The sequence below is a fragment of the Agromyces albus genome (genome assembly GCF_030815405.1).
Classification (GTDB): domain Bacteria; phylum Actinomycetota; class Actinomycetes; order Actinomycetales; family Microbacteriaceae; genus Agromyces; species Agromyces albus_A.
The window spans coordinates 4,240,974-4,256,016 of record NZ_JAUSWX010000001.1; the positions used below are offsets into that span (position 1 = coordinate 4,240,974).

At 70.2% G+C, this 15,043-nt stretch carries 9 protein-coding genes; 7 read left to right on the forward strand and 2 right to left on the reverse strand.

Going from position 1 to position 15,043, the window contains the following annotated elements; translation table 11 throughout:
* Positions 1 to 22: 22 nt before the first annotated feature.
* The 3 genes from ccsB (at position 23) to QFZ29_RS20250 (ending at position 3,958) form a co-directional block, all read left to right on the forward strand.
* Positions 23 to 973: a c-type cytochrome biogenesis protein CcsB gene (gene ccsB / locus QFZ29_RS20240; protein WP_306896829.1), complete on the forward strand. Its 951-nt coding sequence runs from the start codon at positions 23 to 25 to the stop codon at positions 971 to 973.
* Positions 974 to 1,012: 39 nt separating this feature from the next.
* Positions 1,013 to 3,592: an ATP-binding protein gene (locus QFZ29_RS20245; protein WP_306896514.1), complete on the forward strand. Its 2,580-nt coding sequence runs from the start codon at positions 1,013 to 1,015 to the stop codon at positions 3,590 to 3,592.
* Positions 3,593 to 3,751: 159 nt separating this feature from the next.
* Positions 3,752 to 3,958, forward strand: coding sequence for a hypothetical protein (locus QFZ29_RS20250; RefSeq protein ID WP_306896515.1), 207 nt, complete (start codon positions 3,752 to 3,754; stop codon positions 3,956 to 3,958).
* Positions 3,959 to 4,004: 46 nt separating this feature from the next.
* On the opposite strand, the gene QFZ29_RS20255 is transcribed toward QFZ29_RS20250, so the two are convergent.
* Complete coding sequence (locus tag QFZ29_RS20255; protein ID WP_306896516.1) at positions 4,005 to 5,144, reverse strand: epoxide hydrolase family protein; 1,140 nt, start codon at positions 5,142 to 5,144, stop codon at positions 4,005 to 4,007.
* A gap of 234 nt (positions 5,145 to 5,378) precedes the next feature.
* Between QFZ29_RS20255 and pulA the strand changes: the two genes are divergently transcribed.
* Complete coding sequence (gene pulA / locus QFZ29_RS20260) at positions 5,379 to 11,417, forward strand: pullulanase-type alpha-1,6-glucosidase (protein WP_306896517.1); 6,039 nt, start codon at positions 5,379 to 5,381, stop codon at positions 11,415 to 11,417.
* Positions 11,418 to 11,447: 30 nt separating this feature from the next.
* Here the strand turns inward: pulA and QFZ29_RS20265 are convergent, their stop codons facing one another.
* The gene (locus tag QFZ29_RS20265; RefSeq protein ID WP_306896519.1) at positions 11,448 to 12,461 is read right to left on the reverse strand and encodes an o-succinylbenzoate synthase; all 1,014 of its coding nucleotides are present in this window, start codon (positions 12,459 to 12,461) and stop codon (positions 11,448 to 11,450) included.
* Positions 12,462 to 12,599: 138 nt separating this feature from the next.
* Here QFZ29_RS20265 and QFZ29_RS20270 point away from each other — a divergent pair, with 138 nt between their 5' ends.
* The 3 genes from QFZ29_RS20270 to QFZ29_RS20280 are packed head-to-tail and all read left to right on the forward strand — an operon-like array spanning position 12,600 to position 15,022.
* Positions 12,600 to 12,878 (forward strand): hypothetical protein, encoded by a 279-nt coding sequence (locus QFZ29_RS20270; RefSeq protein ID WP_306896522.1) that lies wholly within the window; start codon positions 12,600 to 12,602, stop codon positions 12,876 to 12,878.
* A 42-nt stretch (positions 12,879 to 12,920) separates the two neighbouring features.
* On the forward strand, positions 12,921 to 13,844 hold the full coding sequence (locus tag QFZ29_RS20275) for a 1,4-dihydroxy-2-naphthoyl-CoA synthase (RefSeq protein ID WP_306896524.1): 924 nt from the start codon (positions 12,921 to 12,923) through the stop codon (positions 13,842 to 13,844).
* Positions 13,832 to 15,022, forward strand: coding sequence for an AMP-binding protein (locus QFZ29_RS20280; RefSeq protein WP_306896526.1), 1,191 nt, complete (start codon positions 13,832 to 13,834; stop codon positions 15,020 to 15,022). Before QFZ29_RS20275 ends, QFZ29_RS20280 begins: the two co-directional genes overlap by 13 nt.
* Positions 15,023 to 15,043 lie beyond the last annotated feature (21 nt).

The following is a 15,043-nucleotide window of genomic DNA, read 5'->3' on the forward strand; positions in this document are numbered from 1 at the left end:
CATCCTCTGCGTGTATTCGGCGATGGCCGTGTACGCGATCGCGTTCATCGCGTACGCGATCGACCTCGCGAGGCGCTCGGCTGCGGCGACGCGCGCGGTCGACGAGGCGAAGGTGCCGGTCGCTGCGGGCGCGCCGGCGGTGGGGAGCACCGACGGCATCGCGCGTCCTGCGAACCGGGCGGGCGCTGCGGCATCCGTCGTCTACGGCCGCTCGCCGGCACTGCGCGTGGGCGTGGCCATGACGGTCGTCGCATGGCTGCTGCACCTCACCGCCGATGTGCTGCGCGGTCTCGCCGCCGGGCGGGTGCCGTGGGCCAACATGTACGAGTTCGCGCTCACGGGCACGCTCATCATCACGACCGTGTTCCTGGTGGTGCTCGTGCTCGTGAAGCAGGACCTGCGCTTCCTCGGCACGTTCGTGACGGGCCTCGTGCTCGTGCTGCTCGGGGTCGCGACGGTGAACTTCTACGTGGGCGTCGTGCCGCTGCCGCCCGCGCTGAAGTCGCCGTGGCTCGTGATCCACGTGTTCGTCGCGTCGTCGTCGGTCGGCTTCTTCGCGCTCGGCTTCGCCCTCTCGGTCGTGCAGCTCCTGCAGTCGCGGCGCGAATCCATTGCCGAGACGGCGAAGGAGATGAAGCAGAACTTCCTCGCGACGCTTCCCGATTCGATCACCCTCGAGAACCTCGCCTACCGCGTCAACATCATCGGCTTCATCCTGTGGACCTTCACGCTCATGGCCGGCGCGATCTGGGCCGAGAAGGCGTGGGGCCGCTATTGGGGCTGGGACACGAAGGAAGTCTGGACCTTCATCATCTGGGTCATCTTCGCCGGTTACATCCACGCGCGGGCGACCCGCGGGTGGCGGGGCTCGCGCTCGGCGTGGCTCGCGATCATCGGCTTCTCGGCGGTGCTGTTCAACTTCACCATCGTCAACCTCTTCTTCAAGGGACTGCACGCCTACTCGGGTCTCTGATTCCTTGCGCGCCCGCCGCCGCGAGAGCACGATCGCACTATGACCCTGCTGGAGCGCGAGCACGAACTCGGTGAGCTCGATGACGCCGCGCGCGCCGCTCGCGAGGGGAGCGGCAGCGTGCTGCTCGTGCACGGCGAAGCCGGCATCGGCAAGTCGAGCCTCGTGGCAGCGCTGCGGTCGCGCCCGCCCGCGGGCTGCCGCGTGCTCGTGGGCGCGTGCGATGCCCTCGCGACGCCGCGGACGCTCGGACCGCTGCGCGATCTGACGCCGTTCGTCGGGCCGCGACTCGCAGATGCCTTGCGCTCGGGCGATCGCGAGGAGGTCTTCGAGTCGTTGCGCGACGAGCTCGAGTCAGCGCCCGGAACGGTGCTCGTCGTCGAGGACGTGCACTGGTCCGACGAGGCCACGCTCGATGCGCTGCGCTTCCTGACGCGGCGCATCGACGAGCTTCCCGCCGTGCTCGTGCTCACGTATCGCGACGACGAGCTCGACGGCGGTCATCCGCTCACTCGGCTCCTCGGCGACGTGCAGACGAACGTGCGGCACGTTGCGGTGCAACGACTCTCGCCGTCGGCGGTCGGTGCGCTCGCCGCCGAGGGCGGGCTCGACCCCGATCGCGTCTTCGCCCTCACGCGCGGCAATCCGTACTTCGTGAGCGAGCTCGTCGCCTCGGCGGATGCCGCGCACGTGCCGCGCACGGTCGTCGATGCGGTCACGGGGCGATTGCGCCGCCTCGACGCCGACACGAGGGCGCACGTCGAACAGCTCGCCGTCATCCCCTCCGCCGTCCGATCGGCGGAGCTCGCGCGCCTCGTGCCCGGCGGGCCGGGAGCGCTCGGCGCCGCCGAGGAACGCGGGATCCTCGCGGTGCGGCCAGACGGAGTGCAGTTCCGCCACGAGCTCACGCGCCAAGCCGTCGTCGACTCCCTGCCCGCGTCCCGTCGCATCGCGCTCAACGCGCGCGTCCTCGCGATGCTGCTCGAGCTCGGCGCCGACCCGGGCCGCATCGTCTCGCACGCGGCCGAGGCCGGCGACGTCGACGCAATCGTGGAGTGGGCGCCGCGCGCCGCTCGCGACGCCGCCGTGAGCGGGGCGCACCGGCAGGCGGCCGCGCACTACCGCGCGGCGCTCGAATACGCCGATCGTTTCGAGGCGTCCGAGCGCGTCGAACTCCTGCAGGAGCTCGCGATCGAGCAGTACATCTTCGGCCAGATTCCCGAAGCCGTCGAGGTGCAGGCCGAGGTCGAGCGGTTGCGGCGCGAGCTCGGCGATGCGACGGCGCTCGGCGCGAGCCTGCGCTGGTCGTCGCGCATCCACTGGCTCGCGGGGGAGCGGCGCAACGCCGAGGCGACGGCCCGCGAGGCATCCGAGGTCCTGAGCGACTCCCGCGACCGCGGCTTGTTCGCCCTCGCGTTGAGCAATGAGGCGCAACTCGCCATGCTCGCGCACGACGTGCCGCGCACGATCGAGCTCGCGTCGCGTGCGGTCGAGATCGGGCGCGAGGTCGGCGACCACCGAGTGCTCTCGCACGCTCTCAACAACCTCGGCACCGCCCACCTGCTGCAGAACCGCGACGAGGGCATCGAGGAGCTCCTGGAGGCGGCGGATGTCGCGGCCGCCGCCAACTTCATGGACGACGCCGCCCGCGCCCACGTCAACCTCGTGTGGAGCCTGCTCGACCAGTACCGCCTCGATCTCGCCGAACACCACCTCGGCCCGGCGCTCGAGTTCTCGCAGCGCACCGAGGTTTTGGGGCTCTGGACCTACCAGCAGGTCGAGCGAGCGCGACTGCACCTTGCCCGGGCACATTGGGAGGACGCGATCGCTGCGGCCGCATTCTCGCGTGAATCGCTGCCGCATGCGCGCTGCGTCGCACTCACGGTGGTCGGCCTCGTCGGAGTGCGCCGCGGGGACCCTCAGAGTGAGGCGACGCTCGAGGAGGCGTGGCGCGTCGCCACGCACCTCGGCGAGTGGCAGCGAACGGGTCCTGTTGCGTCGGCACGAGCCGAAGCCGCCCTGCTCCGCGGCGACCTCGACTCGGCCCGCGCCATCGCGAGGGCCGCCTACGAGGAGGCAGTGCGTCTCCAGGCCGTGAACCAGCAGGCCGAGCTCGCCGCATACTTGCGCCGCGCGGGCGAGGAGGTCGAGGTGCCCGAGGGCGACCACCCGTTCGCCGTTCAGGCGCGAGGCGACTGGGCGCGCGCCGCCGAGCTCTGGCGGGCGCGAGGATGCCCCTACCACGAGGCGTCCGCGCTCGCCGAGAGCCCGCACGACGCCGACCTGCTCGAGGCGCTCGCGATCCTCGACCGCATCGGCGCAACGCCGCTCGCGCGCCGGGTGCGCAGCGACCTGCGGGAGCGCGGCGTCCGGAGCATTCCACGTGGCCCGTCGACGCCGACGCGGCGCAATCCGGCGGGCCTCACCGACCGCCAGGTCGACGTGCTGCGGCTCGTGTCCGAGGGACTCACGAACACGGAGATCGCCGGAAGGCTCGTGCTCTCGGTGCGCACGGTCGACAGTCACGTCGCCGCGATCCTCGCGAAGCTCGGGGTGCCGTCGCGACAGGACGCCGCGCGACTCGCGCCCGAGGTGCTCGTGCCTGCTCCGGTGAACGAGTAGCTTCGCGCCTCGCTCGGCGTACTGGACCACCGGGGCAGATCTCGGTAGTGCGCGCGCGAGATCTCAGTAGTCGTCGCCGATGAGCCGCACCGACCCCTCGCCGTACAACGGATACAGGCCCCGAATCGGGCCGAACCGAACGGAACCCGAGGAGTCATCATGAACACCGCACTCATCGCAACCGGAACGGCGTCCGCCCGCCCGACCGGCCACGAGACGCTCGTCGACCGGATCTCCCACCTCGTGCGACCCACGCCCGTCGAGCAGAGCCGCGAGCAGCTGGCCGAGTTGCACGAGCGGCGGCAGGAGGCCGCGCGGTTGCGCGAGGAGCGCTTCCGCGACGTGGCCGTCAGCCGTCTCGTGTGACGACCGCTGAAAGGGCTGAGCAGAAACGACCCGCGCACCCGCCGCCTCAGCCTCGCTTGAGACGTGCGAAGAACTCACTGACGTCCTGGGCATACAGTGCGGGTTGCTCGAGTGCGGCGAAGTGGCCGCCGCGCGGCATCTCGGTGTACCGCAGAAGGCGGTAGTGCGGCTCGACCCATCGCCGCACGGCTGGATTGATCTCAGCTGGAAAGACGGCCGCGGCGGTGGGCACCTCGGGCACCGGGTGTGCGCGTCCCTCGGGGTCCAGCCGAGATTCGTAGTAGATCATGGCGGAGGACGCGACGGAGCGCGGGATCCAGTAGAACATCAGGTTCGTCAGCAGATCCTCTGTCGAGAACACTCCGAGTCCGCCGTCGCTCCACGCCTGGAACTTCTCGAGCACCCAGGCGGCCAGCCCTGCAGGCGAGTCGGTCTGCGCCATCGCGAGCGACTGCGGCCGCGTCGACTGAATCTGCGCATACGCGCGACCCGTCGCATCCATCTCGTCCCATCTGGCGAGCAGGCCGCGCTCGCGCTCGTCGGGCTGATCTGCCCATGAGGGCCGCCGGTGCGCGCTGAGCAGCGGCATGTTGGTGTGGAAGCCGACGACCGCATCGGGGTGGAGCTGTGCGAGCCGAGAGCCGATGATCGCACCCCAATCGCCGCCGGCGATGCCGTACTGTGCGTGCCCCAGTTGCACCGACATGAGTGTGTGCAGCGCCTCGGCGATGCGCGTGACCCCCCAACCGGATTCGGTCGGTTTCCCGCCGAACCCGAAGCCCGGAAGGCTGGGCATGACGAGATCGAACGCGGGCCGCCCGGGCGCAGGGTCGATGAAGGGCTCGATCACGTGCCGGAACTCCACGATCGAGCCGGGCCACCCGTGGAGCAGCAGCAGGGGAACGGTGTCGGTCCCGCCAGCAGCAGCGCGGAAGACCTGAAGTTCCAGACCGTCGACCGGCACACCGATCGGGTCGAGACTGTTCAGCCACGCCTCATGGGGCCGCCAGTCGTAGTCATCGGCCCAGAATCGACACAGCTCGCGGAGCGTAGCAAGTTCGATGCCCGCTTCCCACTCCGGTGCAGGGAGTGGTTCCGGCCAACGCGTGCGGCGCAGCCGCTCTCGCAGCTCGTCGAGTTCCTGCTCGTCGACGTGGATGGGTGCGGGACGGTGCGCGCTGACCATGCTCGATTATGGCGCGGCCAACGACGTTGCCGAGGAGTTCGGCCTTGGATCGCTCGGTCACCATCCGATATGAGAGCGTTTACAACGCGATTTGCATCGTGGTTCGCCGGTGACCGACAGACTGAAAGCCAACTGTCCTCAACAATTGCAAGCGCTTGCATAAGTGCGCACCGCGCTGCTAGCGTCGCAGCATTGCCGGTGGCACGCCGTCGTGCCGGGATTCAGGAGTCAAGGATGACGCAACGCGGTCGCGCTCGAAGCTGGTTCGCTCTGGTGGTTTCGGGGGCCCTCGCGGCATCCGCCATCGCCGTGATTCCAGGCCTTGCGGCCGCCGCCGAGGAGCCGCGCACGTTCGCGCTCGTCGGCTCGCTCCAATCGGAGCTCGGATGCCCCGCCGACTGGGATCCCGCGTGCGCCGCGACCGAGCTCACCGCGACCGGCACTCCCGGCGTCTTCGCCGCCGACTTCACGGTGCCCGCGGGCACCTGGGAGTACAAGGTCGCCGTGAACGACTCGTGGGACGAGGCGTACGGCCTGAACGGCGGCGGCGACAACATCCCGCTCACCGTCGCGGGTGACACCCCGGTTCGCGTCGTGTTCGACGACACCCTGAAGCGCGTGGGCCTCGAGTCGACCGGCATCCGCACCGCGTACGACGAGGCATCCGACGCCGCGCTCGTGTCCGACCCCGTGCGTCAGCCCGGCAGTGACGAGACCTTCTACTTCGTCATGACCGACCGCTTCGAGAACGGCGACGCGACCAACGACCAGGGCGGACTCACCGGCGATGCCCTGACGACGGGCTTCGACCCGACTCACAAGGGCTTCTACAACGGCGGCGACCTCGCCGGCCTCCGCTCGCAGCTCGACTACATCGACGGCCTCGGCACGAGCGCGATCTGGCTCACCCCGAGCTTCAAGAACCGGCCAGTGCAGGGCGAGGGCGCAAATGCGTCCGCCGGGTACCACGGCTACTGGATCACCGACTTCACCCAGATCGACCCGCACCTCGGCACCAACGCCGAGCTCGAGGCCCTCATCGCCGAGGCGCACGCCAGGGACATCAAGGTCTACTTCGACATCATCACGAATCACACGGCCGACGTCATCGACTACGCCGAGGGCCAGAACTCGTACATCGACAAGGCGACCGAGCCGTATCGCGACGCCGACGGCAACGTCTTCGACCCGGCCGACTTCGCCGACGGCAGCCAGCCGTTCCCGACCCTCGACGCGGCCACGAGCTTCCCCTACACGCCCGTCGTCGCGCCCGAAGACACCGACCTCAAGGTGCCCGACTGGCTCAACGACCCGACGCTGTACCACAACCGCGGCGATTCGACGTGGGAGGGCGAGTCGGTCACGCTCGGCGACTTCGTCGGCCTCGATGACCTCATGACCGAGCACCCGACCGTCGTGAACGGCTTCGTCGACGTGTACCAGCAGTGGGTCGACCTCGGTATCGACGGCTTCCGCATCGACACGGCCAAGCACGTGAACTTCGAGTTCTGGGAGCAGTGGTCGACGCAGGTGCTCGACTACGCGCACGCCGCCGGCAAGCCCGACTTCTTCATGTTCGGCGAGGTGTACGACGCCGACCCGGTCAAGCTGAGCCCCTACGTGCGCAACAGCGACATGAACTCCGTGCTCGACTTCACCTTCCAGTCGCAAGCCGTGAGCTTCGCGGCGGGCAACTCGGCGAAGGGCCTGCAGTCCCTCTTCGCGGGCGACGACTACTACACGACGCCCGACTCGTCGGCGACGGCGCTGCCCACCTTCCTCGGCAACCACGACATGGGTCGCGTCGGCTACTTCATGAACTCGACGGCCGAGCCGCTGCAGCGCGACGAGCTCGCTCACGAGCTCATGTTCCTGACCCGCGGACAGCCGGTCGTCTACTACGGCGACGAGCAGGGCTTCGCGGGAATCGGCGGCGACCAGAGCGCGCGGCAGACGCTCTTCCCCACGCAGGTCACCGAGTTCCAGAACCAGCCGCTCGTCACGGGTGAGACCTTCGGCACCGGTGAGCACTTCGCCACGGATGCCCCGCTCTACGGGCACATCGCCGAGCTCGCGACCCTCCGCGAGACGCACCCCGCCCTCGAGACCGGCGCGCAGGTCGAGCGCTACGCCGACAGCGGCGCGGGCGTCTACGCGTTCTCGCGCGTCGACCGCACCGAGAAGACGGAGTACCTCGTCGCCCTGAACAACTCGAACGCCGCGAAGACCGTCGACGTGCCGACGCTCACGGGCGACGGCGCGTTCCAGGTGCTCTACGGCGATGGTACTGCGGTCACCGCGGATGCCGCGGGCGTGGCATCCGTCACCGTGCCGGCGCTCGGCGCCGTGGTGTGGAAGGCCGACCGGCCGGTGAGCGCGCCCGACGCGGCATCCGCCATCTCGGTCTCGGTTCCGGTCGCCGGAGCCGGCGTGACCGGCGTGAGCGCCGTCGCCGCCGACGTCGACGACAACACGTGGCAGGAGACGAGCTTCGCCTGGCGCGTCGCGGGCTCCGCCGATTGGAACTCGCTCGGCACGGCCGAGGACACGAGCCCCCGCGTCTTCCACGACACGGCCGGCCTCGCGAACGGCACGCTGCTCGAGTACCGCGCGGTGTCGACGGATGCCGCGGGCCACCGCTCGGCGGCGAGTACGTATGCGTCGGTCGGCAACGCCGTCAACCTCGTCGAGGAGGAGGAGCCCGAGGAACCCATCGAGCTGGTCACCGTGCCGGGCTCGCACAACTCCGAGATGGGTTGCGCCGGCGACTGGACCCCGGGCTGCGATGCGGCGAAGCTCACGCTCCGCGCCGACGGCATCTACGCGGGCACCTTCGACGTGCCCGCGGGCGACTACGAGTACAAGGTCGCGATCAACGGCAGCTGGGACCTGAACTACGGCGCGAACGGCGAGCCGAACGGGCCGAACGTCTCGTACTCCCACGCGGGCGGGCCGATCACGTTCTACTGGAACCCGAACACAAAGGTCGTCTCCTCGACCGCCGAGGGCCCCACGGTCACGCTGCCCGGCAGCTTCCAGTCGGAGGTCGGATGCCCCGGCGACTGGCAGCCCGAGTGCCTCGCCTCCCTCATGCAGGACGGCGACAAGGACGGCGTCTACACCTGGTCGACCACGTCGATCCCCGACGGCTCGTACGAGGTGAAGGTCGCCCATGGCCTGAACTGGAACGAGAACTACGGCGTCGGCGGTGCGCCCGGCGGTGCGAACTACTCCTTCACGGCTGAGGGCGGCAAGCTCATCGAGTTCCGCTACACGATCGCGACCCACGTACTCGAGATCATCGTGACCGATCCGCCGCTCGCGGGCAGCGGGCAGTCGCGCGCGCACTGGGTGAGTGAAGACACGCTCGCGTGGCCCGCGGAACTGCTGGGCGGGGCATCCGCTGCCTCGGCCACCTGGACCCTCGAGCACTCGGCCGACGCTGCGCTCGTCGCGGCCGACGGTGCCGTGAACGGTGGCGGCACGCCCATCGAGCTCGCACTCGACCCGGCCGGCCTCACCGACGCGCAGCTCGCGAAGTTCCCGGCGCTCGAGGGGTTCCTCGCCCTGCACCCGGTCGGCGCCGACCGCGCGGCCGTACAGCAGCTGCTGACCGAGCAGCTGGCGGTGGCACAGTCGACGGATGGCGCGCTCAGCGCGTTCACCGGCGTGCAGGTGCCCGGCGTGCTCGACGACCTCTACGCCGAGGCGCTCGCCACGGCAACGCTCGGCGCGGACGTGACCGGGCTCGACTCGACCATCACGCTCTGGGCGCCCACCGCGCAGTCGGTCGCACTCGAGGTGTGGACGTCAGGTGGCGTCGGCGACCCGACCGTCATCCCGGCAGCATTCGACGCCGCCACCGGAACATGGAGCGTCGACGGCCCGTCGGTGGGCGACGAGTACCGCTGGTCGGTCGAGGTCTACGCCCCGACGACCGGCGCGATCGAGACGAACTCGGTCACCGATCCGTACTCCGTGGCCCTCACGACGAACTCGGCTCGCTCGGTCGTCGTGAACCTCGACGACGAGTCGCTCCGTCCTGCGGAATGGGAGCAGACGCCAGCGCCAGTCGTGGAGCGCGCGGTCGACCGTGCGATCTACGAGCTGCACGTGCGCGACTTCTCGATCACTGACGAGACCGTGCCAGAGGCGGAGCGCGGCACCTACCGTGCCTTCACTCGCGACTCGGCCGGCACCGCGCAGCTCGAGGAGCTCGCCGAGGCCGGAATCAACACCGTGCACCTGCTGCCGACGTTCGACATTGCGACGATCGAGGAGAACCGCGCGGCGCAGGCCACTCCCGCCTGCGACCTGGCGAGCTTCGGCCCGGCATCAGCCGAGCAGCAGGCCTGCCTCGAGTCGATCCGCGATCTCGACGGCTTCAACTGGGGCTACGACCCGTTCCACTTCCAGGCGCCCGAGGGCTCCTACGCGGTGGATCCGAATGGCGGCGCCCGCGTCGCCGAGTTCAGGGAGATGGTCGGCGCGTTGCACGCGACGGGCCACCAGGTCGTGCTCGACGAGGTCTACAACCACACCGCGGCATCCGGTCAGGGTGAGAAGTCGGTGCTCGACAAGGTCGTGCCCGGCTACTACCAGCGCCTGAACGCCGTGGGCGGTGTCGAGACCTCGACGTGCTGCCAGAACATCGCGACCGAGCACGAGGTCGCCGAGAAGCTCATGGTCGACTCCGTGGTGCTGTGGGCCAAGGAGTACAAGGTCGACGGCTTCCGCTTCGACCTCATGGGTCACCACTCGAAGGCGAACATGCTCGCGGTTCGGGCGGCGCTCGACGAACTCACGCTCGAGGACGACGGCGTCGACGGTTCGGCGGTGTACCTCTACGGCGAGGGCTGGAACTTCGGCGAGGTCGCGAACAACGCGCTCTTCGAGCAGGCCACGCAGGGCCAGCTCGGTGGCACGGGCATCGGCACGTTCAACGACCGGCTCCGCGACGCGGTACACGGCGGCAGCCCGGTCGACGGCGCGTCGACGTTCGTGCAGGGCTACGGCACCGGACTCGCGACCGACCCGAACGGCGACCCGATCAACGGCACTCCCGAGCAGGCGCTCGCCGACCTCAGGCACCAGACCGACCTCGTCAAGCTCGGCCTCGCGGGCAACCTCCGCGCCTACGAGCTGACGGATGCCTCGGGCCAGGTCGTGCGCGGCGACGCGCTCGATTACCGGGGCTCGCCGGCCGGCTACGCCGACCAGCCCGACGAGGTCATCAACTATGTCGACGCCCACGACAACGAGACGCTCTACGACCTCTCGGTGTTCAAGCTCCCGACCGGCACCCCGATGGCCGACCGCGTGCGCATGAACACGCTGTCGCTCGCGACGGTGACCCTCTCGCAGTCGCCCTCGTTCTGGCACGCCGGCACCGAGCTGCTCCGCTCGAAGTCGCTCGACCGGAACAGCTACAACTCGGGCGACTGGTTCAACCGCATCGACTGGACGGGGCAGGAGTCGACGTTCGGCTCCGGCCTCCCGCCGGCGGCCGACAACGAGGGCAAGTGGCCGATCATGGCGCCGCTGCTCGCCGACCCCGCGCTGAAGCCGGCGGCTGCCGACATCGCAGCGGCAGAGGCATCCGCGCTCGACCTGCTGCGGGTGCGAGACGAAGTGGACCTGCTGCAGCTCGGCTCGGCGGCGCTCATCGACGAGAAGGTGTCGTTCCCGATCAGCGGACCGGATGCCACGCCTGGCCTCATCGTGATGCAGATCGACGACCTCGTGGGCGACGACGTCGACCCCCAGCTCGACGGTGCGCTCGTCGTGTTCAACGCCTCGCCCGAGGCGATCACCGAGACGGTCGGCGGCCTCGCCGGGCGCGAGTTCGCGCTCGCCGACGCGCTCTCGAACGGCGCCGACCCGGTCGTGAAGGCGACGGAGTGGGATGCCGCGACCGGCGCCCTCACCGTGCCCGCCCGCACCGCGGCGGTGCTCGTCGACGGACAGGAGCCCCCGGAGGTCGGAACCTCGGTCGTCGCCGTGCCGAACAAGGTCTTCGCGAAGGCCGGGTCGTCGGTGAAGCTCACGGGCCAGGTGACCGCCGCCGACGGGACATCCGCCGTGGGCACCCTCACCGTGCTCGACGGCGACAACGTCATCGCCACGACGCAGGTCGCGGCCGACGGCACGGGACGCTTCGACGTCAAGCTGCCGAAGCTCGGGGCCGGCATCCACGTGCTGACGGTCACGTTCGACGGCGGTGAGGGCTACGCCGACTCGCAATCGGCGCCCATCGTGATCGCGCTCTGGTAGACGCCTCCGGTGGTCGAGTAGCGCCCGGCGCTACTCGACCGCCGCGGCTGTCGCCCCAGCCGTCAGCACCGCGTGCGCCCGCCCGAGGCGATCGAGCCACCACTCGGTGCGCTCGGCGCTCGCGGCGTAGCGGTCGAGCAACTCGGGGTCGGGCAGGACCCGTCGTACCGCGATCGACCCGTCTTCGGGCAGGAGCGGCGAGTGCGTGACATCCGCCGACAGCAGTGACGCCGTGCCGAGCCCGCAGTCGAACTCGAGGTCGGGAACGGATGCCGCGAGCTGCGCCCCCATCGCGATGCCGACGCTCGTGTCGAGGGCGCTCGAGACCACGACGGGCAGGCCTGCGGACTCGACGATGTCGAGCGCTCGGCGGATTCCCCCGAGCGGCTGCGCCTTGATGACGAGCAGGTCGGCGGCGCCGAGGCGAGCGACCTCGAGCGGGTCGGCCGCGCGCCGCACGCTCTCGTCGGCCGCGATCGGGATGCCCATGTACTTCGTGCGCAAGCGGATCTCGGCGAGCTCCTCGACGGTCTCGCACGGTTGCTCGACGTACTCGAGGTCGAACGGCGCGAGCGCGTGGATCGCGTGCTCGGCTTCGTCGACGTTCCAGCCGCCGTTCGCGTCGACGCGGATGCGGCCCTCGGGGCCGAGCGCCTCGCGAACGGCGCGAACCCGGGCGACATCCTGTGCGAGGGTCTGGTCGCTCGCGGCGACCTTCACCTTTGCGGTGCGGCAACCGGGGAAGCGCGCGAGCACGGCTGCGACGCTGTCGGGGTCGACCGCCGGCACGGTGGCGTTCACGGGAATGCGGTCGCGCAGGGTCGGCGGCGGCGCGTTCCATCCGTAGTCGATCGCCGCTTCGAGCCACGCGGATGCCTCGTCGTCGTCGTACTCGACGAAGGGCGAGAACTCGGTCCAGCCCTCGGGGCCTTCGAGCAGCACCGCCTCGCGCACGTCGATGCCACGGAATCGCGTCACGAGCGGCAGCGCCACGACGCGCGCCGAGCCGAGCAGATGATCGAGGGTCGGAACGTCGTTGCTCACGCGCCCAGTCTGTCACGCCGGGCGGATCGGCCCCGCGTGCGGAGGGCGCGGTGTGCGGAGGGCGCGGTGTCGGGCGGGCGCGGTGTCGGAACGCGCGCGCGCCGGTACCGGCGAACCGGTTGGCGGTAGGCTCGGGGCATGGCAGGCGACGGCACGCACTCAACGAGCGCAGAGGCGACGGCTCGTGCGGCAGGCGTCGACGCACCCCGGTCCGAACTCGACCAGCTGCTCGGCGGCGAGATCGAGGCCGGCGAAGTGGCGCCCGAATCGACACCGCGCAACATCGCCATCAGCGTCATCGGCGTGGCGATCATCATCGCAGCACTCATCCCGATCAGCGCCGCTGCGCTGTGGGTGGGCTCGCTCGTCATCGCGAGCACCGTGTCCTTCTTCGAGGCAGCGCCCACCGGTCTCTGAATCGCCGACGTCGCGAACGCTGCCGCGGAATAGGCTGGGCTCATGGCGCCCGAGGTATCCCAATTGTTCGATGCGAACGAGTGGACGGATGCCGCGCCCGGCGTTACCGCATCATCCGGTTTCTCCGACATCACCTACCACCACTCGGTCGACGGCCGCATCGCCCGCATCGCGTTCGACCGGCCCGAGGTGCGCAACGCGTTCCGCCCGCACACCGTCGACGAGCTCTACCGGGCGCTCGAGCACGCACGCATCGATCCCCGCATCGGGGTCGTGCTGCTCACGGGCAACGGACCGAGCGAGAAAGACGGCGGCTGGGCGTTCTGCTCGGGCGGCGACCAGCGGATTCGCGGCCGCGATGGCTACCAGTACGACTCCGACGCCACTCAACCACCGGGGCCGGCGACCGGCCTCGGGCGCCTGCACATCCTCGAGGTGCAGCGCCTGATCCGCTTCATGCCGAAGGTCGTCATCGCGGTCGTGCCGGGCTGGGCGGCGGGCGGCGGCCACTCGCTCCACGTCGTCTGCGACCTCACGATCGCGAGCCGAGAGCACGGCCGGTTCAAGCAGACGGATGCCGACGTCGGCAGCTTCGACGCCGGCTACGGCAGTGCCTACTTCGCGAGGCAGATCGGACAGAAGTTCGCCCGCGAGGTGTTCTTCCTCGCCGAGGAGTACTCGGCCGAACGTGCATACGAGATGGGCGCCGTGAACCGAGTGGTCGGGCATGCTGACCTCGAACGCGAGGCGATCGCCATGGCGCGCACCATCCTCACCAAGTCGCCGACGGCGATCCGCATGCTGAAGTTCGCGTTCAACGCCGTCGACGACGGCATGATGGGGCAGCAGGTCTTCGCCGGCGAGGCGACGCGTCTCGCATACGGCACCGACGAGGCGGTCGAGGGTCGCGATGCGTTCCTCGAGAAGCGCGACCCCGACTGGGGGCCGTACCCATGGCACTTCTGAGCGCTCGGGGCAGCTGGCCCCTCCTCGCGGTGGCGTCCGATGACATTGCCGCGCTCACCGCGCAGTTGCGTGACGCCGTGCTGCTCGACGCCATGCCCGTGCTGCCGATGCCCCGCGAACGCGTTCCCGACGACCCGGTCGTCTCACTGGAGCCCGAGGGCATCGCGCTCGTCATCGAGACGAGCGGGTCGACGGCCTCGCCGAAGCGCGTCGCGCTCTCGTCCGAAGCACTGCGGTTGAGTGCACGCTCGGTGATGCGTGAGCTCGGCGGTCACGGGCAATGGCTGCTCGCTCTGCCGACGCACTACATCGCGGGCGCCCAGGTGCTGGTCCGGTCGATCATCGCTGGCACCGCTCCCATCGTGCTCGAGGGCGGGGGCTTCGATCCCGTCGCATTCGCCGCGGGATCCGCCCGACTCGACCCGACCGGCCTGCGCTTCACGTCGCTCGTGCCCGTACAGCTCGCGCGGCTCGTCGACGCCGCTGAGACCGACCCTGCCGTGGCGGAGGCGATGCGCTCCTACGACCGCATCCTCGTCGGCGGCCAGTCGGCGCCCACGGGCCTCGTCGAACGCGCGTGCGCCATGGGCGCGCTCGTCACGCGCACCTACGGCTCGACCGAGACGGCCGGCGGATGCGTCTACGACGGCCGGCCCCTCGAGGACGTCGGGTTGCGCATCGTCGACGGCGTCGTCGAGCTCTCGGGCCCGATGCTCGCAGAGGGGTATCTCGGCGACGCAGAGCTCACCGAGTCGGTGTTCACGACGGATGCCGCCGGCAGGCGCTGGTACCGCACCGGTGATCTCGGCTCGATCGACGACGACGACGGCCGCCTCCTGATCACCGGACGTGCCGACGACGTGATCATCTCCGGCGGCGTCAAGGTCGTGCTCGGCGAGGTCGAGCGTGCCGTGCGCGCTGTGCCGGGCTTCGAGCATGCCGTCGTGCTGCGGATCGAAGATCTGGAATGGGGTGAGCGAGCGGCGGTCGCGGCTCCTGGGACGGATGCCGCTGCGGCGTCCGATGCCCTCAGCACCCTCGCCGCCGCAACCGATGCCGCCGGCCTCCCGCCTGCCGCCCGCCCGGCCCGGCTCGTCGTCGTCGACGACGTGCCGAGCCTCGACTCGGGCAAGCCCGATCGCCAGGCCCTCGCGGTGCTCCTCGAGCGCGAGGGCTGACCCCGCGCCGCCGCCGCGGCG